At 32.7% G+C, this 22367-nt stretch carries 21 protein-coding genes and 1 pseudogene; 9 read left to right on the forward strand and 13 right to left on the reverse strand.

Annotation, left to right across the window (positions count from 1 at the left end; all coding sequences use genetic code 11):
* Positions 1 to 119 precede the first annotated feature (119 nt).
* Positions 120 to 1293: pseudogene (locus KKQ76_RS08865) on the forward strand (IS4 family transposase).
* A 97-nt stretch (positions 1294 to 1390) separates the two neighbouring features.
* Here the strand turns inward: KKQ76_RS08865 and KKQ76_RS08870 are convergent.
* From KKQ76_RS08870 to KKQ76_RS08880, 3 genes are all read right to left on the reverse strand, one after another.
* Positions 1391 to 4432 carry a leucine--tRNA ligase gene (locus KKQ76_RS08870; RefSeq protein ID WP_213196805.1) on the reverse strand — a complete coding sequence of 1014 codons (3042 nt, stop codon included), beginning with the start codon at positions 4430 to 4432 and terminating at the stop codon, positions 1391 to 1393.
* Positions 4433 to 4549: 117 nt separating this feature from the next.
* The gene (locus KKQ76_RS08875; RefSeq protein ID WP_213196806.1) at positions 4550 to 5038 is read right to left on the reverse strand and encodes a lipocalin-like domain-containing protein; all 489 of its coding nucleotides are present in this window, start codon (positions 5036 to 5038) and stop codon (positions 4550 to 4552) included.
* 11 nt (positions 5039 to 5049) lie between these two features.
* Entirely contained in the window at positions 5050 to 5508 is a 459-nt protein-coding gene (locus tag KKQ76_RS08880) for a lipocalin-like domain-containing protein (RefSeq protein WP_213196807.1), read from the reverse strand.
* 59 nt (positions 5509 to 5567) lie between these two features.
* Here KKQ76_RS08880 and KKQ76_RS08885 point away from each other — a divergent pair, with 59 nt between their 5' ends.
* Positions 5568 to 6320 carry a glycosyltransferase family 2 protein gene (locus KKQ76_RS08885; RefSeq protein ID WP_213196808.1) on the forward strand — a complete coding sequence of 251 codons (753 nt, stop codon included), beginning with the start codon at positions 5568 to 5570 and terminating at the stop codon, positions 6318 to 6320.
* Between the two features lie 59 nt (positions 6321 to 6379).
* Here the strand turns inward: KKQ76_RS08885 and KKQ76_RS08890 are convergent, their stop codons facing one another.
* The 5 genes from KKQ76_RS08890 to KKQ76_RS08910 all read right to left on the reverse strand — a co-directional run bounded on the left by KKQ76_RS08890 (position 6380) and on the right by KKQ76_RS08910 (position 10675).
* Positions 6380 to 7657 (reverse strand): 3-deoxy-D-manno-octulosonic acid transferase, encoded by a 1278-nt coding sequence (locus tag KKQ76_RS08890; RefSeq protein ID WP_213196809.1) that lies wholly within the window; start codon positions 7655 to 7657, stop codon positions 6380 to 6382.
* Positions 7658 to 8113 carry a DUF1648 domain-containing protein gene (locus KKQ76_RS08895; RefSeq protein WP_213196810.1) on the reverse strand — a complete coding sequence of 152 codons (456 nt, stop codon included), beginning with the start codon at positions 8111 to 8113 and terminating at the stop codon, positions 7658 to 7660.
* 39 nt (positions 8114 to 8152) lie between these two features.
* On the reverse strand, positions 8153 to 8857 hold the full coding sequence (locus KKQ76_RS08900) for a C40 family peptidase (RefSeq protein WP_213196811.1): 705 nt from the start codon (positions 8855 to 8857) through the stop codon (positions 8153 to 8155).
* 5 nt (positions 8858 to 8862) lie between these two features.
* Positions 8863 to 9507 (reverse strand): O-methyltransferase, encoded by a 645-nt coding sequence (locus KKQ76_RS08905; RefSeq protein ID WP_213196812.1) that lies wholly within the window; start codon positions 9505 to 9507, stop codon positions 8863 to 8865.
* Between the two features lie 331 nt (positions 9508 to 9838).
* Positions 9839 to 10675: an OmpA/MotB family protein gene (locus KKQ76_RS08910; protein WP_069797888.1), complete on the reverse strand. Its 837-nt coding sequence runs from the start codon at positions 10673 to 10675 to the stop codon at positions 9839 to 9841.
* Positions 10676 to 10763: 88 nt separating this feature from the next.
* Between KKQ76_RS08910 and tilS the strand changes: the two genes are divergently transcribed.
* Complete coding sequence (gene tilS / locus KKQ76_RS08915) at positions 10764 to 11714, forward strand: tRNA lysidine(34) synthetase TilS (RefSeq protein ID WP_213196813.1); 951 nt, start codon at positions 10764 to 10766, stop codon at positions 11712 to 11714.
* A gap of 109 nt (positions 11715 to 11823) precedes the next feature.
* Complete coding sequence (locus KKQ76_RS08920) at positions 11824 to 13872, forward strand: protein-disulfide reductase DsbD family protein (protein WP_213196814.1); 2049 nt, start codon at positions 11824 to 11826, stop codon at positions 13870 to 13872.
* A gap of 50 nt (positions 13873 to 13922) precedes the next feature.
* On the opposite strand, the gene KKQ76_RS08925 is transcribed toward KKQ76_RS08920, so the two are convergent.
* A protein-coding gene (locus KKQ76_RS08925) for an IS3 family transposase (RefSeq protein ID WP_246501297.1) occupies positions 13923 to 15154 on the reverse strand; the annotation gives its coding sequence in 2 pieces (ribosomal slippage) (positions 13923 to 14806 and positions 14806 to 15154; 1233 coding nt in all).
* A 104-nt stretch (positions 15155 to 15258) separates the two neighbouring features.
* The gene (locus KKQ76_RS08930; RefSeq protein ID WP_213196815.1) at positions 15259 to 15645 is read right to left on the reverse strand and encodes a rhodanese-like domain-containing protein; all 387 of its coding nucleotides are present in this window, start codon (positions 15643 to 15645) and stop codon (positions 15259 to 15261) included.
* Positions 15646 to 15757: 112 nt separating this feature from the next.
* Here KKQ76_RS08930 and KKQ76_RS08935 point away from each other — a divergent pair, with 112 nt between their 5' ends.
* From KKQ76_RS08935 to KKQ76_RS08945, 3 genes are all read left to right on the forward strand, one after another.
* Entirely contained in the window at positions 15758 to 16684 is a 927-nt protein-coding gene (locus KKQ76_RS08935) for a YeiH family protein (RefSeq protein ID WP_213196816.1), read from the forward strand.
* Positions 16685 to 16748: 64 nt separating this feature from the next.
* Positions 16749 to 17252 carry a hypothetical protein gene (locus tag KKQ76_RS08940; RefSeq protein ID WP_213196817.1) on the forward strand — a complete coding sequence of 168 codons (504 nt, stop codon included), beginning with the start codon at positions 16749 to 16751 and terminating at the stop codon, positions 17250 to 17252.
* A 136-nt stretch (positions 17253 to 17388) separates the two neighbouring features.
* Entirely contained in the window at positions 17389 to 18171 is a 783-nt protein-coding gene (locus KKQ76_RS08945) for an alpha/beta fold hydrolase (RefSeq protein ID WP_213196818.1), read from the forward strand.
* Positions 18172 to 18428: 257 nt separating this feature from the next.
* Here the strand turns inward: KKQ76_RS08945 and KKQ76_RS08950 are convergent, their stop codons facing one another.
* Together KKQ76_RS08950 and KKQ76_RS08955 are read right to left on the reverse strand one after the other, a co-directional pair.
* Positions 18429 to 18962 carry a hypothetical protein gene (locus KKQ76_RS08950; RefSeq protein WP_213196819.1) on the reverse strand — a complete coding sequence of 178 codons (534 nt, stop codon included), beginning with the start codon at positions 18960 to 18962 and terminating at the stop codon, positions 18429 to 18431.
* Between the two features lie 338 nt (positions 18963 to 19300).
* Complete coding sequence (locus tag KKQ76_RS08955) at positions 19301 to 20305, reverse strand: DHH family phosphoesterase (protein ID WP_213196820.1); 1005 nt, start codon at positions 20303 to 20305, stop codon at positions 19301 to 19303.
* A 291-nt stretch (positions 20306 to 20596) separates the two neighbouring features.
* Between KKQ76_RS08955 and rpmH the strand changes: the two genes are divergently transcribed.
* Together rpmH and KKQ76_RS08965 are read left to right on the forward strand one after the other, a co-directional pair.
* Entirely contained in the window at positions 20597 to 20752 is a 156-nt protein-coding gene (rpmH, locus tag KKQ76_RS08960) for a 50S ribosomal protein L34 (RefSeq protein WP_069797858.1), read from the forward strand.
* A 179-nt stretch (positions 20753 to 20931) separates the two neighbouring features.
* Positions 20932 to 21642 carry a cell division ATP-binding protein FtsE gene (locus KKQ76_RS08965; RefSeq protein ID WP_213196821.1) on the forward strand — a complete coding sequence of 237 codons (711 nt, stop codon included), beginning with the start codon at positions 20932 to 20934 and terminating at the stop codon, positions 21640 to 21642.
* A 3-nt stretch (positions 21643 to 21645) separates the two neighbouring features.
* Here KKQ76_RS08965 and KKQ76_RS08970 read toward each other — a convergent pair whose 3' ends face one another.
* A complete protein-coding gene (locus KKQ76_RS08970) occupies positions 21646 to 22341 on the reverse strand; it encodes a tRNA1(Val) (adenine(37)-N6)-methyltransferase (protein WP_213196822.1) in 696 nt (231 codons plus the stop codon).
* Positions 22342 to 22367: the final 26 nt, after the last annotated feature.

Below are 22367 nucleotides of genomic sequence, written 5' to 3' on the forward strand. Positions count from 1 at the left end.
ATTCAAAGAAATTTTTATAAATTTTTAAAAAATATTCAATAGCGTCCTAAATAAAAAAATAAGAAGGAATTAAAGTAACTCAAAGTATCTTTGAGGTTGCACAACAAAAAAACCTTCTTATGGATTCAAAATTAACATTATTTTCCCAAATCATTTCAAAAATAGACCGAGGGATTTTCAAAAAAATAGTAATTGAGAAGAAAACCGATTACCGAAATAAAGGATTTGATAGTTGGAACCACTTAGTTTCTATGCTTTTCTGTCATTTTGCCAAAAGCACTTCGGTTCGGGACATTTCCAACGGACTTCGCAGTGCCACAGGAAACCTGAATCATTTAGGGATAAAAACAGCACCTTCCAAATCTTCTATTAGCTACCAGAATGGAAAACGAGATGCAGATTTTGTTTAAAGACTTGTATTTCAAACTATTAGAACAATTAGGACAGCACACGAAAGAAAGACGGATAAAACTCAAAATAAAAGTTCCTGTCTATTTATTAGATTCTACCCTTATTTCTCTATGCCTGTCTTTGTTCGATTGGGCAACATATCGAACTAAAAAAGGAGCCGTGAAAATGCATACCTTACTTGAATATGACGGGAAACTTCCTGTTTATGTGAATATTACCAAAGGAAGTGTTGCTGATAACAAGGGAGCGGAAAACATTCCTTTGGAAAAGGGAGCAGTCATTGTTGCAGACCGATTCTATAACGATTTTCCAATGCTCTCTATTTGGGACAGCAAAGGTGTTTTCTTCGTAATAAGACATAAAGAAAATCTGAAATTTGAAACTTTACAGGAACGAGAACTTCCACCAAAAGGAGCTCAAAGCATCCTAAAAGACGAAGAAATAGTACTCTCAAATCCTTTATCCAAAGAAAAATATCAAAAAAAATTAAGAAGAGTGGCTATTTGGGATAATGAAAACAAGCAAACCATTGAAATGATTTCCAATAATTTCTCTTGGGCTGCTTCTACCATAGCAGAATTATACAAGCAAAGATGGCAAATTGAGATCTTTTTTAGAGATATCAAGCAGTTGCTTCACCTCAAAACCTTCATTGGAACTTCTGAAAATGCAGTGAAAATCCAAATCTGGACGGCACTTATCACTATTCTCATTCTGAAATACCTGAAATCCATCGCTAAATATAATTGGCAATTATCAAATCTGGTAGCTTTTATCCGATTGAATATTTTTGTTAAAATTAATCTTCAATTTTGGCTCGACAAACCATTTGAGCAACCGCCTGAAACCCCCAAAAACTATTATCAAGGGGTTCTTTTTTGAAATTAAATGTAAAGCTAAATGTAAAATAGGTATTTAGGCTGTTTCTATTTTTAATAATTTTTATTTAGGACAGTATTGAAAAATATTTAACAATTCCTTAAAAAACGATATTGATAATCTTCTTTGGCACAATAATTATTTTTTTAGGATTTGCTCCCGCTAAAATCTCTTGAACCTTTTCATTACTCATCGCTATTTCTTCAATTTGTTTAGCGTCTAAATCCGCTGCTAAAGCCAAGGTAAACTTCATTTTACCATTGAAACTTACCGGATAGTTAATCTCATCTTCTACCAAATACGCTTCATTTAATTCTGGCAATTTTTCAAACTCTATAGAAGTATTTTTACCTAATTTCTCCCACAATTCTTCGCAAATATGTGGTGCATAAGGTGAAATAATAACCGCTAAAGGTTCTAAAATCGCTCTCTTATTGCACTTCATTTTTTGCAACTCGTTTACAGCAATCATAAACTGCGAAACAGATGTATTGAATGAGAAATTCTGAATATCAAACGTAAATTTCTTAATCAAAGTATGCAGCACTTTTAATTCCGTTTTGGTTGGCTCTTCGTCTGAAACTGAGAAGTTATCTCCTTCAAAATAAAGGTTATAGAATTTCTTTAAAAATCCATAAACACCGCTTAAACCTTGCGTATTCCAAGGTTTTGATTGTTCTAATGGACCGAGGAACATTTCATACAAACGCAAACAATCTGCGCCGTATTCCTCTGCAATATCATCTGGATTTACAACGTTGTATTTCGATTTTGACATTTTTTCTACTTCACGTTCGGTGATGTATTTTCCGTCTTCTAAAATAAATTCTGCATCAGCAAATTCTGCTCTCCAATTTTTAAAAGCTTCAATATCTAATTCGTCTGAAGTTCCTTTTAATAAAGAAACATCAACGTGAATTTGTTGTTTATAAATTTCAAAATGGCAACCTTCCAATTCTTTGACAGCTTTTGAATTAGGATTTAATTCAATCATTGTTTTAAAATAAAATTCTTCTACCTCTAATAACTCTTTAGGTTTTTCAACTTCATAAAAAGGAATATTTTGCGAATTTTTTTGTAAAACTTCATTTTTATATTTTTGAATACTATCTAAATATTTTTTTGAAATAAAGATATTTTCTGGAAAAATCACTTCGTCAATCCCATCTATAAAATTTGTTATATCGCTATCATAAGAAGCTTCTATCCTACTAACAAACGCACTCATTCCCAAAATCATTCCTTGATTTATCAATTTTTGGAAAGGCTCATCTTGGTTGATGTAACCTCTGTCTTTCAAAAACATATTCCAAAATCTAGAATACAACAAGTGACCAGTTGCGTGTTCGCTTCCGCCAATGTATAAATCTACTTGTCCCCAATAATCTGATAAATCTTTTGCACAGAATTCTCCATCATTTTTCGGATCCATATATCTCAAGAAATACCAAGAACTTCCTGCCCAACCTGGCATGGTAGAAAGTTCCATCGGGAAAACTGTTTTTTCATCAATTAAATCTACAGAAACTACTTTTTGATTCGCTTCGTCCCAAGCGAAGTTCTTCGCGTTTCCTAATGGCGGATCTCCATCTTCCGTAGGCAAATATTTCTCCACTTCTGGCAATTCTAAAGGCAATGCAGAAACTGGCAAAGTATAAGGCATTTCTTCTTTATAATAGACAGGAACTGGTTCTCCCCAATATCTTTGACGAGAGAAAATCGCATCACGCTGTCTGTAATTGGTAGTTCCGTGACCGATTCCCATTTTTTCGATTTCTGAAATAATTTTTGCTTTCGCTTCGTTATAGTTCAGTCCGTTCAAAAATTCAGAATTTACACAAACTGAATCTTTAGAATCATAAGATTCTTCTTGAATATCGAAATCATTTTCAATTACATTAATGATTTCCAAACCGAATTTTTTAGCGAAACGGTGATCACGTTCATCATGCGCAGGAACCGCCATTACAGCGCCAGTTCCGTAACCCATCAAAACGTAATCTGAAATATAAATCGGGATATTTTTTCCTGTAAAAGGATTGATAGCATAACTTCCTGTGAACGCTCCGGAAACGTTTTTCACGTCTGCCATTCTATCACGTTCCGTTTTTTTAGAAGTTTCTTCTATATAGTTTTCAACTTCAGATTTTTGTTCTGCCGTTGTTAATGTTGAAACCAAAGGATTTTCTGGTGCTAAAACCATAAAAGTTGCCCCAAAAATAGTATCAGGACGAGTAGTGAAAACTTCAATCTGCTCATCCATTCCAGAAACTTTGAATTTTACAGCAGCTCCTTGAGATTTTCCAATCCAATATTCTTGAGAATCCTTCAAAGGTTGTGGCCAATCTAATTTTTGTAAACCTAGCAACAATCTTTCAGAATAAGCGGTAATTCTCATACTCCACTGCATCATTTTTTTCTGAAAAACAGGATAACCTCCACGTTCAGATTTTCCGTCTTTTACCTCATCATTCGCCAAAACAGTTCCCAAAGCTGGACACCAGTTTACAGTAGTTTCGGCTCTGTAAGCTAATCTGTAATTGAGTAAAATATCTTGTTTTTCGTTTTCATCGGCAGCATTCCATTCTTCTGCAGAGAAATTTAATTCATCATTCTGAACAGCATTTAAGTTTTCAGTCCCGAATTTTGAAAAATGTTCTACCAAAGTTTCGATAGATTCTGCTTTATCAGAAGTTTTATTGTACCAAGAGTGAAATAATTCTATAAAAATCCATTGCGTCCATTTGTAATAAGAAGCATCAGAAGTTCTCACTTCTCTACTCCAATCGAAAGAGAAGCCAATTTTACGCAACTGCTCTTCGTATCTGGTAATATTTTGCTCTGTAGTAATTGCAGGATGTTGCCCAGTTTGAATCGCATATTGTTCTGCTGGCAAACCGAAAGAATCATAACCGATAGGGTGCAAAACGTTAAAACCTTGATGTCTCTTGAACCTTGCATAAATATCCGAGGCGATATAACCAAGAGGATGACCCACGTGTAAACCCGCTCCAGAAGGATAAGGAAACATATCTAGAACGTAGAATTTAGGTTTTGTAGAATTATTTTCAGTTTTATAAGTTTGGTTTTCTTCCCAAAACTTCTGCCATTTTTGCTCTATCTGCTTGTGATCGTAAAACACGCTGTAATATTTTAAAGTATTGTTAAACTTGATTTCTAAGAATTTACAAATTTATGATTTTTAAAAGAAAAATCCCCACCTTAAAAGATGAGGACTTTAAATTTATTTTTAAAAGCTTTATTTTTTCACAAAAACAGTAGAAATTGTTCCCGTGTAATAAAATCCATCATACTGTGGATAATAGTCTCCAAAATTTACATTATTCAAGGTTTCTCCATAGGAAAACTTATTGCTTCCACTGAAAGAAAGGGTAACGCTTTCTGTAGTTCCAGCTTGTGTAATGGTTAAAACTTTTGTATTTCCATCAAATTTGTAGGTAAAATTTTCGCTTAATAATTGCTCGCAAGTTCCATTATTATTGGCAAAAGAAGTTACACTACCTGTTCCATCTGCATTAAAAACCATCGAAGATTTCTGCGAACAAGCATCTGCAGGAGCTTCTTCATTAATTGCCGCAGACTGACCATTGTAACTTAGCGTTCCTTTCATTTTTACAGAACTTACATTCCAAGTTCCCACAATAGAAACCGTATCATTATCATCTCTGCTACAAGCTACATTTAACAATAAGAAAATTCCTAAAAAGGCGATTACTAGTTTTTTCATTTTTTATTAATTTACTGGTTAATTTTAATATTGGTTACTTCTACATCATACATTTCTCCGTTGATTTCCTTTTTCCCTTTTACAATTAATTTTTGAGAGGTAATAGAAACCACTTCTGCATTTTTTATACTGCCATCTTGGAAAGTATGAACAAGAGATTTTTGACTTGAATTAAAAGTATACGTAAAATTTCGGTCTAAGGTTTTTTCACAGTTTCCAGAAACATTATCAAATCTCACTTCTGTCGCAGTTCCATCTGCACGATAAGTCATTTTTGATTGTTGCTGACAAGCATTCATGTCTTCTGACTGACTAACCGTGAATCCTGCCACTGTTTTATAAGCGGTAGCTTTTATAGGTTTCCAACTTCCAATAATACTTGCGTTTTCGTCATATTCATAGTCTCTTTTGCACGAAAAAAGCGTAAGAAACAAAACAGACAACAAAAATAAACGCCAAAAATAGCTCATGACTTTAGTTTATGTAAAGATAGATTTTTTTTAATTACAATAAGTATATTTGCAAAAACATGCCACAAGTCTCTATCATAACGCCGTGTTATAATTCTTCTGAATTTTTAGAAGAAACCATTCAATCTGTTCTTCACCAAAATTTTACAGACTGGGAATGGATTATTACCGATGACAAGTCCACAGACAATTCTGTAGAAATCATTAAAAAGCAACAAGATTCTAGAATTATTTTAATAGAAGCAGAAAAAAACGGAGGAGCTGGACATGCTCGAAATCTTTCACTCGAAAAAGCAACGGGAAGATACATTACTTTTCTAGATGCGGATGATTATTGGGAACCCAATTTCTTATCAGAAATGATTTCTTTTATGCAATCTGAAAACGCAGAATTGGCGTATTGCACTTATGCAAGATGTGATGAACATTTACAACCCAAAATTGCAGATTTCGAGGCAGACATTGAGGTGAATTTTGATAATTTGCTCAAAACTTGCAGACTTTCTCTCCTTGCTTCTATGTATGATTCTGAAAGAGTGGGCAAAGAATTTTTCCCAGAAGGAAGCAAACGCGAAGACCATGTTATGTGGCTCAATTTACTTAAAAAAATCCCTTACGGAAAGCCGCTGAAAAAAACTTTGGCTAAATACAGAATGCGAGAAGGAAGTGTTTCCCGAAATAAAACCAATATCATGAAAGACCAATATTTGGTTTACAAAGAACACATGAATTTTTCCACGCTTAAGTCTTGGTATTATACCGCGAATTGGGCTTTCAATGGATTTAAGAAATATTCTAAAATTTTTAATTAGATTTTCTGCAAAGTTGATGATTCGTAAAGTTGTAAAACCGCTAAAACGACTTCACATCTTCACAACTTTACAATTTCTAAAATTTTCTTCAAAATAATCTCAGAAGAATTCGGTTGAGAATGAACGAAATTCCCTGCGTTTTCACTCATTTCTTGTAACAGATTTGAATTTTTTGACAATTCAAGGACAAAATCAGCTGCCAATTCTACTTGAGCAAAAGATTTCCCTCCATTTTGGGCAATTAAAGCATCTGCTTCTGGATTTTTCTTGTATTGATTTCCAAAAATCACCGGAACCCCGAAAGTTGCCGCTTCTAAAATATTGTGTAATCCTTTATCATGAAAACCACCTCCTACAACTGCAATATCTGCGTAAGAATACAATTTGGAAAGTAAGCCAATACTGTCTATGATGAGTATTTGTGAAGTTGTAAAATCGTGAAGTTGTGAAGTCGTTTCAATTTCAGTTTTACGATTTTGCGATTTTGCGATTTCACTGTAGAGAATTGCGCTTGGAAAGATTTGTTTGAGATTTTGAACTCTTTTCAAATCGTGAGGAGCAATGAGAATTTTGAAATTTTCTAATTTTTGAGAAAGAATTTGAGCCATTTTTTCTTCGGCTTCCCAAGAGCTTCCGAAAACCAACAATTTTTTTTCGGCTTTAAATTCAGAAATAAATTCTACGAAATTATCTCGGTTTTTGATTTGTTTCACTCTGTCAAAACGAGTATCTCCAGAAACCGAACCTTTCGTTAAGCCAACTTTTTGAGCTAAAGAAAGAGATTTTTCGGTTTGATGAAAAACCCAATCCACATTTTTTTTCAGTTCGTTCACAAACCATTTTCCTTGTGGCTTAAAATAAACTTGATTTTCATAAAACAATGCAGAAATCACAAAAACTTTAGCATTTGCCTTTTTTAATTCATCTAAAAGATGATACCAAAAATCATATTTTACAGTAAAGAAAATTTCAGGATGAACCGCTTTTACAAATTCTGAAATCGTAGATTTTTTATCAAAAGGAAGATAACACAAAATATCTTCTTTATTCTTTTTCACCACGTTTTCATAACCAGAAGGCGAGAAAAAAGTAATTAAAACTTTATGATTGGGATATTTTTCTTTCAGCTTTTCTAAAACAGGCAAACCTTGTTCATATTCTCCCAAACTTGCAGCGTGCATCCAGAGGACATTGTCCTCATTTTTTATTTTAGATTTTACAATTTCTAAAGATTTCTTCCTGCCTTCTAAACCACGTTTAATTTTGTCATTAAACCACGACAAAACCTTGAACGCTAACTCAAGATGAAAGATGGATATGTTGTAGAGTGTTTTCAACTATTTGTAAATATTAGCAAGGATTATGAAAAATACAATGATGGCAAATAATCCACCAATAAGATTTACTACTGGTATTTTTTTATCTTTTTGGTGAACAGCTATTTCTACAATTCTTTTTTGAAAAGTAAAGAAAATAAAAAGAACATAAGCAATAATAGATTTCACTGCCATCATCCCAATGAAGAATTGTATTTCTTTATTTTCTTGGGTAATTTCTACGGGATAATTATTAATTTCTTTGATTTTAAAACTGAGAAAAAAGTAAATCAGTGACCCAACAAAAGGCAAAATAAATATAAAATATTTTGCACCGTGATTATCTGGTTTTCCTTCTAAATCAAAATGAATAGGAATAATTTCTGGCAGTTTTTTAAAATTTAAAATAGTATAACTCCACAAAACAATAACCAAAGCCATAGAAAAGCCATCTAAAAAAGAAACTATACTATTCATAAAGTAAATATTTATAAAATTTCAAATTCTTTATTTAACCTAAATCATTGTTTTCACAAACCTCAATTTATGCGTGTGCTTATTTTGATCTGCATTGTAAATTCCAGAAAAATCTAGAGAATCTATTCTCACTTTTCCGCTTGCATGAATGATTTCAAAAGGTGACAATACCAAACCTACATGAACAATTTTTCCTTCTGCATCTTCAAAAAACGCTAAATCTCCTGCTTCACTTTCTTCTACGAAATCACGAGCTGTTCCTTGTAAAGCCTGTTGTTCTGGATCTCTCGGTAAAGCAATTCCGTGAACTTTATACAACAACTGCACAAATCCGCTATCATCTATTCCAAAAAAGCTTCTTCCTCCCCATAAAAAAGGGACATTCAAGAATTTTTTGGCCGTTTCTACTAAACTTTCTCGCAGGTTATTAGTATCAACAACATTCTCTGCTGCCAAACCGATTTCACTTCCTATGGAAAGTAAACTTTTACCTTCTGGCAAATTAAATTCACCAAAAGATTGCGTAATCAGATTTTTAGAAATTTCAGCATTTTGTTTTTTTAAAACTGTAGAATTCACCCAACCTTCATAGCCATCAAAATCCATTTTGATTTTACTGAAATTCCCTTCCGTTTCTAAAATTTCACAGGTTTCACCATATAAAATCTGAGAAATCATTTCAGATTTTTCTGAAACTTCGGCTCTCATCGGTGAAACAGATACGCTGCAGTAGTATTTTTCCATAACTCTTATATCTTACGAACTAAATGAATTCCGTCTCGCAAAGGTAAAATTACATTTTCAAAATCTGCATCTTCGGCAACTAATTTATTCACGAGTTTTATCTGTTCGGTTTGCTTATTTCCCTTTTCATCGAGCACTTTTCCGTACCACAGTACGTTATCAATCATCAAAACACTTCCTGATTTCATTCTTGGCTTCACCAATTGTAAATATTCAGGATAGTTTTCTTTGTCTGCATCAATGAAAATCAAATCAAAAGTTTCATTAGAATTTTTTAAAAATTCTTTAGCATCTTGTAATTTAAAGTCTATTTGAGAAGCCCATACACTTTGGGCAAAATATTTTTGAGGCAAATAAGCCAAATCTTCATTTACATCAAGCGTGGTCAATTTCCCGTCTTTCTGTAAACCTTCAGCCAAACAAAGCGCTGCATAACCGGTGAAAGTTCCAATTTCCAGAATGTTTTTCGGTGAAACCATTTTTGAAATCAAAGAAAGAAATCTACCTTGAAGATATCCCGAAATCATGTGTGGTTGTGTAGTTTTCTGAAAAGTTTCTTTGCGCAATTTTTTCAAAATTTCTGGTTCTGCAGAAGCGGTATCTTCTAAATATCTATCCATTTCTGGATGCAATTCTTCGAAATAACTCATGGATCGATGTGATGATTTTTTACAAAATTACAGAATTTATTTACTTTTCTTTTTAACTTTGACCAAAAGATTCATTTTGAAAAACATTTTTTACCATCCAATTTTCATCTTTTTTATTTGGCCAATTTTATTTTTCCCACTTATTTTAATCACTGGCTATGATATTTTCTACAATAATCATTTCAATAAAAATATACGGAGAAATTTATTCACCCTGTCTTTTGGAACATTATTTTATTTGGCTGTTGGTATCGGTTTGTTTTTTCTTTCATCAAAAAAATAAAAAAACCTCGAAAAAAATTCGAGGTTTTTAAATAATGAATCTAAGATTCTATTTTTTTACTGGAGCGATGTCCATTAGTTTCATGAATTCATCTAGCTTAGGCATGATGATGATTTCTGTTCTACGGTTTTCTGCACGTCCAGAAACGGAAGCATTGGTGGTTTTAGGGTTGTACTCACTTCTACCTCCTGCTGTAATTCTGTTAGGATTTACCCCAAATTGTGTTTGTAAAATTTTCGCAACAGAAGTAGCTCTAAGCGCTGACAAATCCCAGTTATCTTTTGGTAAATTAGCACTTGCTAAAGGAACGTTATCTGTATTACCTTCGATGAGAACGCTGTAAGTATCATAATCATTGATTACTTTTGCCACTTTTCCTAGAACTTCTTGAGCAGCTGGTAAAATGTTATAATCTCCTGTTTTGTATAGCATTTTGTCAGAAAGTGAAATCATCACTACTCCTTTTAGAACTTTTACATCTACATCTGCATCTGCTACATTATCTAAACTTCTTTTCAATTTATTAGATAAAGCTAAATTTAAACTATCATTTTTAGAATTGGTAGAAATCAAACGCTTAATGTAAGAGTTAGACGCATTAATCTCTCCAATTAATTTATCAATATTAGCAGAACCTTTTCCTGCGTTTGACAAACAAGCGTCTAGTGAAGATTTAAGCGCACCGTTTTGGTCTCTTAATAAATTGTTTTCACTGGTCAAACCTGCATTTGCTGCTTGTAAATCTTGAATTTGTCTTTGTCTCTCTCCTGCATTCTCAATACATTGTTTGTAATTAAGATTTAGCGCTTCGTATTGTTTTTTGCTTACACAAGAAGTAAGCGTAAGTGCGATTGCTCCTACAGCAAAAATTTTTAAAATTTTCATAAAGCTTTTATCTTTTTAAAATTATTGTTACCAAAATTACAAAATTCATTCCACAAGAAGAATTATATTTGCCTAAAAATAGGCAGTTTTGTTAGATTTTAACAATTTTAAGGAAAATTTAGAAGTTTTAGGAGAAGACATTTTTTCTAAAAAATTTCTTTTGGCTGTTTCGGGTGGTGCAGATTCTATGGTGCTTTCGCACTTGTTTAGATTTTTCGACTCCGCTCAAAATGACAAAGGCCTAGAGTTTCAAGTAGCTCATGTAAACTATCATTTCAGAGGAGAAGATTCTAATCTTGATCAAAAAATTGTTGAAGATTTTTGCAAAAAAAATGACATCAAATTTCATCTAAAAGACGTTTCAGAACAAGAAAAAACTCAGATGAAATCCCTTCAAAATTGGGCTAGAGAATTGAGATATGATTTCTTTTTCAAAATTTTAGAAGAAGAAAATCTGGATTATGTTGTTACAGCTCATCATCTCAATGATGAGTTGGAAACCTTTTTCATCAATCTATCTCGAGGTTCGGGAATTAAAGGATTAAGCGGAATTCCTAAAAATGAAAACAGCATTCTTCGTCCGCTTCTGAAATTCACCAAAGCAGAAATTTATGCTTTCGCAGAAGAAAACCACATTGATTTCAGAGAAGATAAATCCAATGAAAAAAACGATTATCTTAGAAATAAAATCCGCAATCAACTCACCCCAAAAATTCTGGAAATTTTTCCTAATTTTTTAGAACAATTTGGTGAAAGTTTGTCTTATTTAAGTTCGGTTAATGATTTTTATCAAAACGAAATCGAAAAAACATTTCAAGAAATTTTAATGGAAGAAAATGAAGAAGGATTTACCTTGAACAAAGAAATTTTATTCCAAAAACCGAAAGTCCTCATCATTGAAATCATTAGAAAACTCGGTTTCACAGGCATTGAGATTGAAAAAATCATGAATGCTGAAAACGGTAAATTTTTCCGAAGCAATAATCATGAAATTTCTATAAAAAGAAAAGAAATTGTTTGCACCAAAAGAAAAAAATGAAATTTTACAAGAAATTGATAAAATTAATTCTTAAAATAAGTTAAATCAGACTATTTATATCTCTTTAAGACCTACAATTTTATATTTTTGTACCTCTAAAAATTAAATAATGAAGAAGTTTTTGCTTTTACTTTTTATCGCTGTTACCTCATTGTTCTCTGCGCAAATTCAGAAACACGTCACGATAAAATACGATGTAAAATCACTCCCAAATAACGAATACGAAGCAGTAATTACCGCTAATATTGACAAAGGATGGCATATTTACTCTAAAGATATCGACCCAGAATCTGGAGCTATTCCCACAGAACTGAAGCTGAATTCTAAAGACATTCAACTGATTGGAAAACCTGTAGAAACAGGTAGCAGAAAAACCGAATTTTCTGAAGCTTTCGGCACAGATTTGATTTTCTTATCTGGAAATGTAACCATTAAGCAAAAATTTAAACTCAAAAACCCAGAAAAACCAGCCAATGTAATTGCAGAGTTTACCTATCAAACTTGTGATGACAGAGTTTGTCTTGCTCCTGAATCTTTAGAATTTGAAAAAACGATAGCAGGTTCAGCAGTTGTAAAAACTGAGGAAAACAAAGAAGCGGTACAAAATGTAGATTCTTTACAATCTGTAGCTGCAACTATTCCTGTAACAACTGAAAATACAGAAATCGCTCCTCAACAAGAAGGTTTAAAGGTTTCTTCATTGGATTTCGAAAATCCTTTAACAGACTGTGGCGTAGCTAAAGAGAAAAAATCTGAAAACTACCTTACTTATTTATTTTTAGGATTTTTAGGTGGATTAATCGCTTTGTTAACGCCTTGCGTTTTCCCAATGATTCCATTGACCGTTTCATTCTTTACCAAAGGGCAAAAAGACAAAGCAAAAGGAAAAAGAGACGCTTTCATTTACGGGTTTTTCATTCTATTAATCTTCGTTTTATTGAGCGTTCCGTTTCACATTATTGATGGAATTGCAGGAAACATTTTCAATCAAATTTCCACATCAGTTAGCTTAAATATTGTATTTTTCTTGATATTCTTATTCTTCGCAGGAAGTTTCTTCGGATATTATGATATTACATTACCAAGTTCTATAGCCAATAAATCTTCAAAAGCAGAAGAAGCAGGAGGAATCATCGGGATTTTCTTTATGGCTTTAACCTTGGTCATTGTTTCATTCTCATGTACTGGACCAATTTTAGGAAGTTTATTAGGAAGCGCTGTTACAGGTTCTGCAAACGTTCCGATGCTATTAACCTTCGCTTTAGCAGGATTTGGTTTAAGCTGGGCAATAGTTTTCGGATTATTGGCATTATTTCCACAAGCATTACAAAGTTTGCCAAAATCTGGCGGCTGGATGAATACTGTAAAAGTAGTTCTCGGTTTTGTAGAATTAGCTTTGGCCTTAAAATTCTTATCCAAAGCAGATTTGGTATCCAAAACATTCTACCTAAAACGTGAGCTTTTCATCGCGATTTGGATTATCATTACCATCGGTTTAGTGCTTTATTTATTTGGAAAAATTAGATTTCCGCACGATGATAAAAACCAAAAAATTTCTGTCACTCGAAAAATCTTTGGAGTTTTAGGAATTGGATTTTTAGTATATTTAGTTCAAGGATTAGTTCCTGCAGAAAGACCAAAACTACAGATGCTTTCAGGAATTTTGCCTCCAATTAATGTGAGTTATCTTCATGATGAAAAAGACGGAATTCTAGGAATGCACCCAGAACATGATTATTTCAAAGCTATAGCATTGGCAAAGAAAGAAAATAAACCTGTTTTAATAGATTTCACAGGTTATGGTTGCGAAAACTGTAGAAAAATGGAAGAATTTGTATGGAGCGAACCTGATATTTTACCAACTTTACAAAACGAAGTCATTCTCGCTTCTCTTTATGTAGACGACAAAGAAGAATTGCCAGAAGCAGAACAAACCAAAGTAGATTTAGGAAACGGACAAATGAAACGCATTAAAACCATTGGTGATAAATGGAGTATGTTCCAACAAGTGAATTTTAATAATAATTCTCAACCACATTACGTTTTGGTAACTCCAGAAGGAAAAGTGATTAACACTCCTGTTTCTGGTTATATGCCGAAAGAAGATTTCAAAAAATTCTTAGAATGTGGAATCGAGTTTTATAAAAAACAGAAATAGAATTATCAATTCTTTATGACTAATCCTAAAATAGGTTTACAAGTTTTACATTAAAATACCAATCCGGAAGATATTGATTTTCCGGATTTTTTGTGGATTGTTTCCGGGGTTTTCATCTTCAGACTAAGATGTGGTCTTTTGTTGTTGTAAATATAAATACTTTCTTTAACCATTTGTTTTAAATCCTGAATGTTTTTGCATTTATAAATTAAAAATTCCTGCTTCAATATTCCGTTTATTCTTTCTGCCAAAGCATTTTGATAACAATCATAGCCATCTGTCATTGAGGGTTTTATTTTGTTTTCAACAAGTACTTTCTGATACACTTCTGAGCAATATTGCAATCCCCTGTCTGAGTGATGAATAAGCGGAAGATGTGTTGTTCTGTTTTTAACGGCCATTTTCAGAGCTTTGACTACATTTTCAGCATTCATATTTTCACTTAATTCGTAACCCATTATTTTTCTGCTGTAAGCATCCGTAACCAAAGATAAATAACAGACATTCGTTTTGGTTTTTATATAAGTGATATCGCTTACAAATACCTGTTCTTTTCTTTTTAGGCAAGTCGTTTTCAAAAGGTTGGGGTGTTTTCTGAGCCAGTGTTTGGAGAAAGTTGTTCTTGTATATCTTTTCTTAGGATAAATAAGCAGGTTTTCTCTTCGTAAATAATTGAACAGCGCATCTCTGCCTATTTTTATCTTTTCAAGCTTGAACTTATTTTTAAGCAAATAATAAAGTTTTCTTGTTCCTATTCTGGGCTGTTCTAAACGAATCTCCTCAACGAATTGTTTAACTTTCTCCAATTCTTTTTCCCGAACACATAATCTTTGGCGCTGCTGGTAAATGGCTTGTCTGCTTATCCCAAACAATCTGCAGATTTTGGATAAACTCAATCCTTTTTCTTGGAGTTGTCTGACTGTTTGGGCGTAAACTTTTTTCGGATCTGTGTGCCGTATTGCTTGTCGGAGATATCAATCATCATATTGAGAACTTTGGTTTTCAGTTTCTCATCAGCTAATTCTTTCTCTAATCTTTTAATCTTTTCGGCGGGTGTTTCTTTGGATTGTAACATGGTATGAATGGTGGGTTTGCTCCAATCTAAATTACCATATTTTCTGAGCCAAACCAAAACGGTGCTTCTACCTTGGATACCGTAATGTTGTTGTGCCTGTTTGTAAGTGAATTCGCCCTTTTCTACACGGCTTACAATACCTAATTTAAAAGCCATTGTGTAATCTTGTTGTGTACGCTTTTCTACTGTCTTCTCTCGATTTTCCATAATAAGTCTATTGGGTGTAAACTTATTTTAGGACGGGTCATTATCAATAAAAAAGCTTTCAAAATTTTGAAAGCTTTTTTTATAAGTAAATTGTTTAGAACATTTTATTTTGCCAATTCTTCGTTTACCGTTTTGGTATTGATTCCGTTGGTTACATTTTTTATTCCATTATATTCTAGAATCGCTTTCGCTTGTCCGCTTCTGTTTCCTATTCTACAAAAAACAATTACAGATGGCTTTCCTTTGAATTCATTCAATCTACTTTCTACTTCATCAAGCGGAATATTCACGGCTCCTTTTACACTTCCTTCTGCAAATTCTTGTGGAGTTCTTACATCTACCAAAAATGCCCCGTTTGCAACTTGTTCTTTAATCGAAACTTCTTTTTGGGCTTCAGTTTGAGTGTTACTTTCTGCTGGTTTAGGAGAAGAACACTGCGTTCCTAAGATTACTAAAACTCCTAAGCTCAATATTGATATTAACTTTTTCATTTTTTTCTATTTTTTACAAAACTATTTCATTAGCGAGAGTTCTTATGTAACAAAAGTTACAATAGCAAATTTTGGTTTTGAATAATTTCGCGTTCGATAATTCAGAAAGAACATGCTCAAAAAAAAATTACTTCTTCAAATTCTCTTTTTAGCACTAGCTGTTTTATCTTTTTCACCACTTGTTTCTCCGCCAATTGCTTTATTATTCGGAATTCTTTTTGTGAATACATTCGGGAAAGTTCTAGAGACAGATACTTTTGTCAAAAAATTATTGCAGTATTCTATTATAGGATTAGGTTTCGGAATTAATCTGAATACCGCAATAGAAGCAGGAAGCCAAGGTTTTCTTTTCACCGTTTCTACGATTGCTCTGGTCATGATTTTCGGTTTATTATTAGCCAAAATTTTAAAAATTGACAAAACCATTGCTCAACTCATTTCCGCAGGAACCGCAATCTGTGGAGGAAGCGCCATCGCAGCAGTTGCACCCATTTTAAAAGCCAACAGCAAACAAACTTCTGTAGCTTTAGGAATTGTCTTTGTTTTAAATGCTGTCGCACTGTTTATTTTCCCAGAAATTGGGCATTTTTTTAATTTAACTCAAAATCAGTTTGGAATTTGGAGTGCTATCGCTATTCACGATACAAGTTCTGTAGTTGGCGCTGCAAGTAAATACGGTAACGAAGCTTTACAAATTGCCACCACCGTAAAATTAGCAAGAGCTTTATGGATTATTCCGTTGGCTTTTCTTATTTCTATTTTTACCAAAAGTGAAGGAAAAATTAAGATTCCTTATTTCATTGGTTTCTTTGTTTTAGCGATTTTAGCAGGAACTTATCTTCCTTTTTTACAAAATTTCAATTCTATCATTTCTGAAATTTCCAGAGACACACTCAAGGTTGCTCTTTTCTTAATTGGAGCAGGATTATCTTTACAAAATCTCAAAAATATAGGTATTAAGCCTCTCCTTTTAGGAATTATTCTTTGGATTTTCATTTCTAGCATTTCACTTTACGCTGTTTTAGAATTTTTGAAGTAAGTATCGAAAGAATAAAAAGTTTGGTTAAATTTGTTTTCAATCAATACAAATTAATTCGATAACCATGAAGAAACTATTTTTTATTCCTTTGATTCTCATCGCTTTCTCGTGCAATAAAACCGGAGAAAATAATGCTAAAAATATAGACAGCACGAAGATTATTGATTCCATCAATGCGGTGAGAATGAAATACAATGACAGCATCAGAGCATTGAACAACAAAAATAATTACAGTGATTTAAGCGGAAAACATAAACTTACTTTCGTATCTGATGATGGCGTTTCATTAACTGGAACCGTGAATTTTACGAAAATTATGAGTGATGGTTACGAAGTAAAAGGAAATGCAAAATCTGGAAAAAACATCCTCATCATAGATGGAAAAGCTGATAGAGTATCGCCAAAACACATTAATTTCTACGGAAAAATTACACAAACCATCAATGGTAAAACAGAATCTAAGAGCAACAGCAATACATTCAGAGATGAAGGAAAAGGAGAATTCTTTAGACTTCAACAGAAAATAAACGCTCAAGGTTTTGTAGATTATATCGATATTTGGAAATAAGTTGAGGTAAAGGTAAAGGTAAAGGTAAAGGTAATTGTAAAGGTAAAGGCAAAGGTAAAGGTTGAAAAATTTGAAATCTTTAATCTCGTATCTCAAATCTCGTATCTCAAATCTCTCATCTAAAAAATTAAAAATTATGCTACATCACGAAATTTCAGGAAACGGCAAAAAACCATTGGTTTTACTTCATGGTTTTATGGAAAACACAACCATTTGGGAAGAAATGGAAGCTCATCTTTCTAAAGATTTCACATTGATTAAAATAGATTTACCTGGACATGGAAAATCTAAAGTTTATCAAGAAATACACACCGTAGAATTGATGGCAGAAAAAGTAAAAGAAGTAATTGATGCTCTAAAATTAGAGAAAATCAATTTGCTAGGACATTCTTTGGGAGGTTATGTTTCTCTGGCTTTTGCAGAAAATTTTCCTGAAATTTTAGAAAGCATGACTTTATTTTTCTCGACTACAGTTGCAGATGATGAAGAGAAAAAAGCAATCCGAACAAGAAGTATTGCCGTAATTGATGAAAATTTTGAAACTTTCGTCAAAACTTCTATTCCCAATCTTTTTAGCAATAATGAAAAAGATATTTTAGAAGGCAAAATAGAATTGGCGAAAAATATAGCAAAATCTACCAATAAAGAAGGCGTAAAAGCAGCTCAATTAGGAATGGCTGAAAGACCAGACCGAACTGAAATTTTAGAAAATTTAGACGCAAAAATTCTCATCATTGCTGGGAAATATGACAATGCTGTAAAAACCGAAAATCTTCTCAAAACTATTCCAGAAAAGACCAATATCAAAACTTATGTTCTTGATTGCGGACACAACGGACATTGGGAAAAGCCAACGATCTGTGCAGAAATTATCAATACGGAGTTGTTGCATAATTTGCCGAAACATTTTTTACTCTAAATATTAAAGCAACCCTAAATTTTCAACCACCACTTTTCCGCCATAAACGATACAAAGTATCGAAGAAATAATCACCAAACTGGCTTGTAACTTAGAAAATCACCGAAGAACACGCAGGAAAAGTCATTATGGAAAGTGCTTTTGGCGGAAAACGCGGAGTAAATCCTTTAATTGGTGTGCAATTGCCTAGGATTTCTAAAATCCGCCACGAATGCACGAATTCAATTATAAATATTTATGCATTCGTGATGAAATTTTTAGAAGCTATATCCAAAACTACTACCGATAGTAGGATAAATTACTCCAAATCCTTGTGCCAGATTAAATCCTAATCCCAAACCAACATGATATCTGTAAATCCAATGTTTCCCTAAAGGCAGTTGTTGTCCAAAATAAATGTCATTAGTTAAAACATCATCCACATTTTTGTTAAAAACCATTTTCGATTGAAACCCTATAAAAGAACCTGTATTATTCAGTAGTGAATGTCCTCTTTCTTCTCTCTTATCTCTATTAAAATAATAACGCAGTTGTGCTCTTAAAAAAGGCGAAAGATAAGTTTCAGATGCAGTAACTCCCATTTGATAATTAATACTACTACCTTCAGGAATTTCTACTACGCCTCCAACTCCAGCATTAAAATCTAACAAAAGTTTATTAGAAACAGGTTTCTCATAGCCAAAATTTAAGCCTTGAAACCCTATTTCAATTTTAAATTTCTGGTTTAAATCTTTAGATTGAGAAAATAGAAAAGAGGAAAATAAAAGAAGAGAAATTTTAATGAATTTCATAATTATTGTTTTTGTTGATTAATTACAAATATAACAAACAAACAAACAAATAATTAATCAACTTTTTTCATTTTTTCCTCAAGAAAAAAAAATTCAAAATCCAAAAAACAATATAAAAGTTCAATAAAAAGACTAGAACTAAAACAAGATATCGTATCAATCTATTGATCGTTTTAGGCAAATTTTTAATAAAACTTGGTTGATGATCTTTCCAAACAAAAATTAAGAAAATAAAAATTAAAATAAAACTTACAAATCCAGCAACTCTAGCTAACCAAAGTTCCCTTTCCGCACTAAACCATTGTTGTAAATATTCTTTTAACTCTGCGAAAAATTGTTTAAAAATCTTCATTCTCAATCTTCGATTTAAAATCTTCAATCGTTTCGTGGATATTTTTAAAATATTTACCTCCAGATGCATTAATATGTCCACCACCGTGAAAATGCGCTCGTGCAAACGCGTTGGTATCTACATCGTCTTTGCTTCGGAAAGAAATTTTGATGAAATCTTCATATAAATCTTCCATGAAAAAAGCAGACATTTTAGTTCCCGCAATACTTAATCCGTAGTTTACAAAACCTTCTGTATCTCCTTTTTCGAAACCAAATTCTTTTAATTCGTCACGTTTTAAATGAAGAATCGCCACTTTTCCATCTTTTACCAATTCTATTCTTCCTAAAATCAACGACAAAAGATGTAATCTTGAAACCGTATTGGTATCCCAGGTGTTAGACGTAATCATAGAAGGATCAGCACCTTTTTCTATTAAATTCGCTACAATTCTGTGCGTATCTGAAGAAGTAGAACGAAAACGGAAACCACCTGTATCGGTCATAATTCCTGTGTAAAGACATTCTGCCACGTCTTGATTTACCAAATCCTCTTTTCCCAAAGCTTCAATGAAATGATACACCATTTGACAAGTTGCAGGAATACTGGTATTAGAATACACAAAATCGAAATGTTCTGGTTGCTGATGATGGTCTATCAAGATTTTTTTCGCCCAAGATTTTGTGAGCCAATCTCCCAACATTCCAATTCTAGAAGGAGCATTAAAATCTAAACAAAAAATTACATCTGCATGATAAATCGCTTCGCCAGCAATTTTACGTTTGTACTCTGCGATGACTATTTTTTTCGCTTCGGGCATCCATTTTAGAAATTTCGGGAAATCATTCGGAACAATTACCGTAGCATCAACTCCTAAATTTTTAAGAAAATGTTTTAAACCAAGACTACTCCCAATTGCATCACCATCTGGATTGTAATGCGTGATAATCACTACATTTTTATTCGGTTGCAAAAGGCTTTTGATTTCTGTAAGTTGGTTTTCTGTAAACATTGTAAAAATTTATGATGCAAAGATAATTTTTTTACTTCAAAATCCCGAAACCTCAAAGATGATGTTTGAACGCTCAACATTTATAAAATGATTTTCAGAATCATATTAGACAGAATTTAAAGAAGTTCAATCATTAAAATCGCTTGAAAATAGTCATTGATAAAAGTTTTATTCCATTTACTCAAAAAAAAACTTAATTATTTCTAAAATTAATTTGCAGAAAATAAAAAAAAACATATCTTTGCAACCTCAAAAAGAAGAATAATTACGGACCCATTATAAATTGAAGTAATGAAAAGAACATTCCAGCCATCAGAAAGAAAGAAAAGAAACAAACACGGTTTCAGAGAAAGAATGTCTACTCCAAATGGTAGAAGAGTATTAGCTGCTAGAAGAGCAAAAGGCAGAAAGAGATTAACTATTAGCGACGCAAGAGCTAAGAGATAATAATTTCTTTTGATTTTATTATAAAAGATATGCTTGGAAATTTACTTTCCGAGCATTTTTTGTTGTTAAAATTTCCTTAAAATTTAGGATAAAAAAAAGGTTTTCCTTATTTTTGAAAGTTGATAAAAAAGTAGGCCTTATTATCAACCAAGAAAAATCAACCATCATTTATAATCATTATGCCACATCATAACACCTACGGAGAAGACATTATTACGCTGCAAGACGCGAAAATTGTACAAAAAAACTTTACCGTTTTATCTCATGTGAATTTACACATTAAGAGAGGTACTTTCTGTTACCTTATTGGTAAAACAGGCTCTGGAAAGAGTTCATTGTTAAAAGTTTTGTACGGACACTTACCTCTAAAAGAAGGAAACGGAGAAGTAGTAGGATTTGATTTACAGAAATTAAGAGCATCAGATATTCCTAACCTTAGAAGAAGATTAGGTATTGTTTTTCAAGATTTTCAATTATTGACGGATAGAAGTGTAGAAAGAAACCTGCGCTTCGTACTAGAAGCTACTGGTTGGAAGGATAAAAATCTGATGGACGACAGAATAAACGAGGTTCTAGACAGTGTAGACATGAAAACGAAAAAACACAAAATGCCTCACGAACTTTCTGGCGGTGAACAACAGCGTATTGCTATTGCAAGAGCTTTACTAAATCATCCAGAATTGATTCTTGCAGACGAACCTACAGGAAACCTAGACCCTGAAACTTCTAACGATATTATGAATTTATTGAAAAAAGTATCTGTAGAAAGAAATTGTGCGGTTCTGATGGCGACTCACGATTATCACATGATTCAAAATTTCCCTGGAGAAGCGATTAAATGTGAAGATGGCGGAGTTAAGGTGATGAACACCGTAGAACTTTTTGAATAAATCTTATTTTCCAAAAACGTGAAACTCTTTGGTGAGTTCTAAATATTGGTCCGAGTATTTTCTCGGACTTTTTTCTATCGTAAAATCAAGAGTTTCCAATGCTGATTTTTTCTTAGAAAATTCTAAAACATTTCGTTTTAAAACACCGTTTTCAATACCGAAAATATTTACTTTTCTTACCAAATATAAATCAAAATATTCAGCTAAGTTTTCAAATTCTTGTGCAGACTCCGAAGGAATAATTACCGAAAAAATACCTCGTGAAGATAAAACCCTAGCTGTTTTTTGTATTAAATTTCTAAAAGTAAGTTCTACTTGTTGTCTCGCTAAAATATCTTTCACAGAATTATTTTCCTCAAAAAAAGGTGGATTACAAACCACAAAATCATATTCTTTTTGCGATTCAAAAGTTTTAAAATCTTGATGAAAAACTTGCAACCTCTCGGAAAACGGAGAATTTTTAAAATTTTCTTGAGCCAATTTCACCGCATCTTCATTTAAATCTAAAGCTGTGATTTCAGCATTTGCATTTCGCTGAGCGAGCATTAGAGAAATCAAACCTGTTCCCGTTCCAACTTCCAAGATTTTCTGAGCGTTTTCAACTTGACACAAAGCTCCAAGCAAAACACCGTCTGTTCCTACTCGGAAAACATTTTTATGCTGTAAAATATCAAATTTTTGAAATCGAAAAGGTTTCATTTTAAAGGAATATAGTAAATGAGAAA

It is taken from the genome of Cloacibacterium caeni (assembly GCF_907163105.1).
Taxonomy (GTDB): Bacteria; Bacteroidota; Bacteroidia; order Flavobacteriales; family Weeksellaceae; genus Cloacibacterium; species Cloacibacterium caeni_A.

What these genes read in the sequence shown, in the direction of transcription:
- KKQ76_RS08880 (WP_213196807.1), bottom strand. Translation starts at nt 5,508, where the DNA reads ATGAGCTATTTTTGGCGTTTATTTTTGTTGTCTGTTTTGTTTCTTACG.
- KKQ76_RS08970 (WP_213196822.1), bottom strand. Translation starts at nt 22,341, where the DNA reads ATGAAACCTTTTCGATTTCAAAAATTTGATATTTTACAGCATAAAAAT.
- KKQ76_RS08935 (WP_213196816.1), top strand. Translation starts at nt 15,758, where the DNA reads ATGCTCAAAAAAAAATTACTTCTTCAAATTCTCTTTTTAGCACTAGCT.
- rpmH (WP_069797858.1), top strand. Translation starts at nt 20,597, where the DNA reads ATGAAAAGAACATTCCAGCCATCAGAAAGAAAGAAAAGAAACAAACAC.
- KKQ76_RS08910 (WP_069797888.1), bottom strand. Translation starts at nt 10,675, where the DNA reads ATGAAAATTTTAAAAATTTTTGCTGTAGGAGCAATCGCACTTACGCTT.
- KKQ76_RS08945 (WP_213196818.1), top strand. Translation starts at nt 17,389, where the DNA reads ATGCTACATCACGAAATTTCAGGAAACGGCAAAAAACCATTGGTTTTA.
- KKQ76_RS08940 (WP_213196817.1), top strand. Translation starts at nt 16,749, where the DNA reads ATGAAGAAACTATTTTTTATTCCTTTGATTCTCATCGCTTTCTCGTGC.
- KKQ76_RS08930 (WP_213196815.1), bottom strand. Translation starts at nt 15,645, where the DNA reads ATGAAAAAGTTAATATCAATATTGAGCTTAGGAGTTTTAGTAATCTTA.
- KKQ76_RS08900 (WP_213196811.1), bottom strand. Translation starts at nt 8,857, where the DNA reads ATGGAAAAATACTACTGCAGCGTATCTGTTTCACCGATGAGAGCCGAA.
- KKQ76_RS08920 (WP_213196814.1), top strand. Translation starts at nt 11,824, where the DNA reads ATGAAGAAGTTTTTGCTTTTACTTTTTATCGCTGTTACCTCATTGTTC.
- KKQ76_RS08955 (WP_213196820.1), bottom strand. Translation starts at nt 20,305, where the DNA reads ATGTTTACAGAAAACCAACTTACAGAAATCAAAAGCCTTTTGCAACCG.
- KKQ76_RS08885 (WP_213196808.1), top strand. Translation starts at nt 5,568, where the DNA reads ATGCCACAAGTCTCTATCATAACGCCGTGTTATAATTCTTCTGAATTT.
- KKQ76_RS08875 (WP_213196806.1), bottom strand. Translation starts at nt 5,038, where the DNA reads ATGAAAAAACTAGTAATCGCCTTTTTAGGAATTTTCTTATTGTTAAAT.
- KKQ76_RS08965 (WP_213196821.1), top strand. Translation starts at nt 20,932, where the DNA reads ATGCCACATCATAACACCTACGGAGAAGACATTATTACGCTGCAAGAC.
- KKQ76_RS08950 (WP_213196819.1), bottom strand. Translation starts at nt 18,962, where the DNA reads ATGAAATTCATTAAAATTTCTCTTCTTTTATTTTCCTCTTTTCTATTT.
- KKQ76_RS08895 (WP_213196810.1), bottom strand. Translation starts at nt 8,113, where the DNA reads ATGAATAGTATAGTTTCTTTTTTAGATGGCTTTTCTATGGCTTTGGTT.
- KKQ76_RS08905 (WP_213196812.1), bottom strand. Translation starts at nt 9,507, where the DNA reads ATGAGTTATTTCGAAGAATTGCATCCAGAAATGGATAGATATTTAGAA.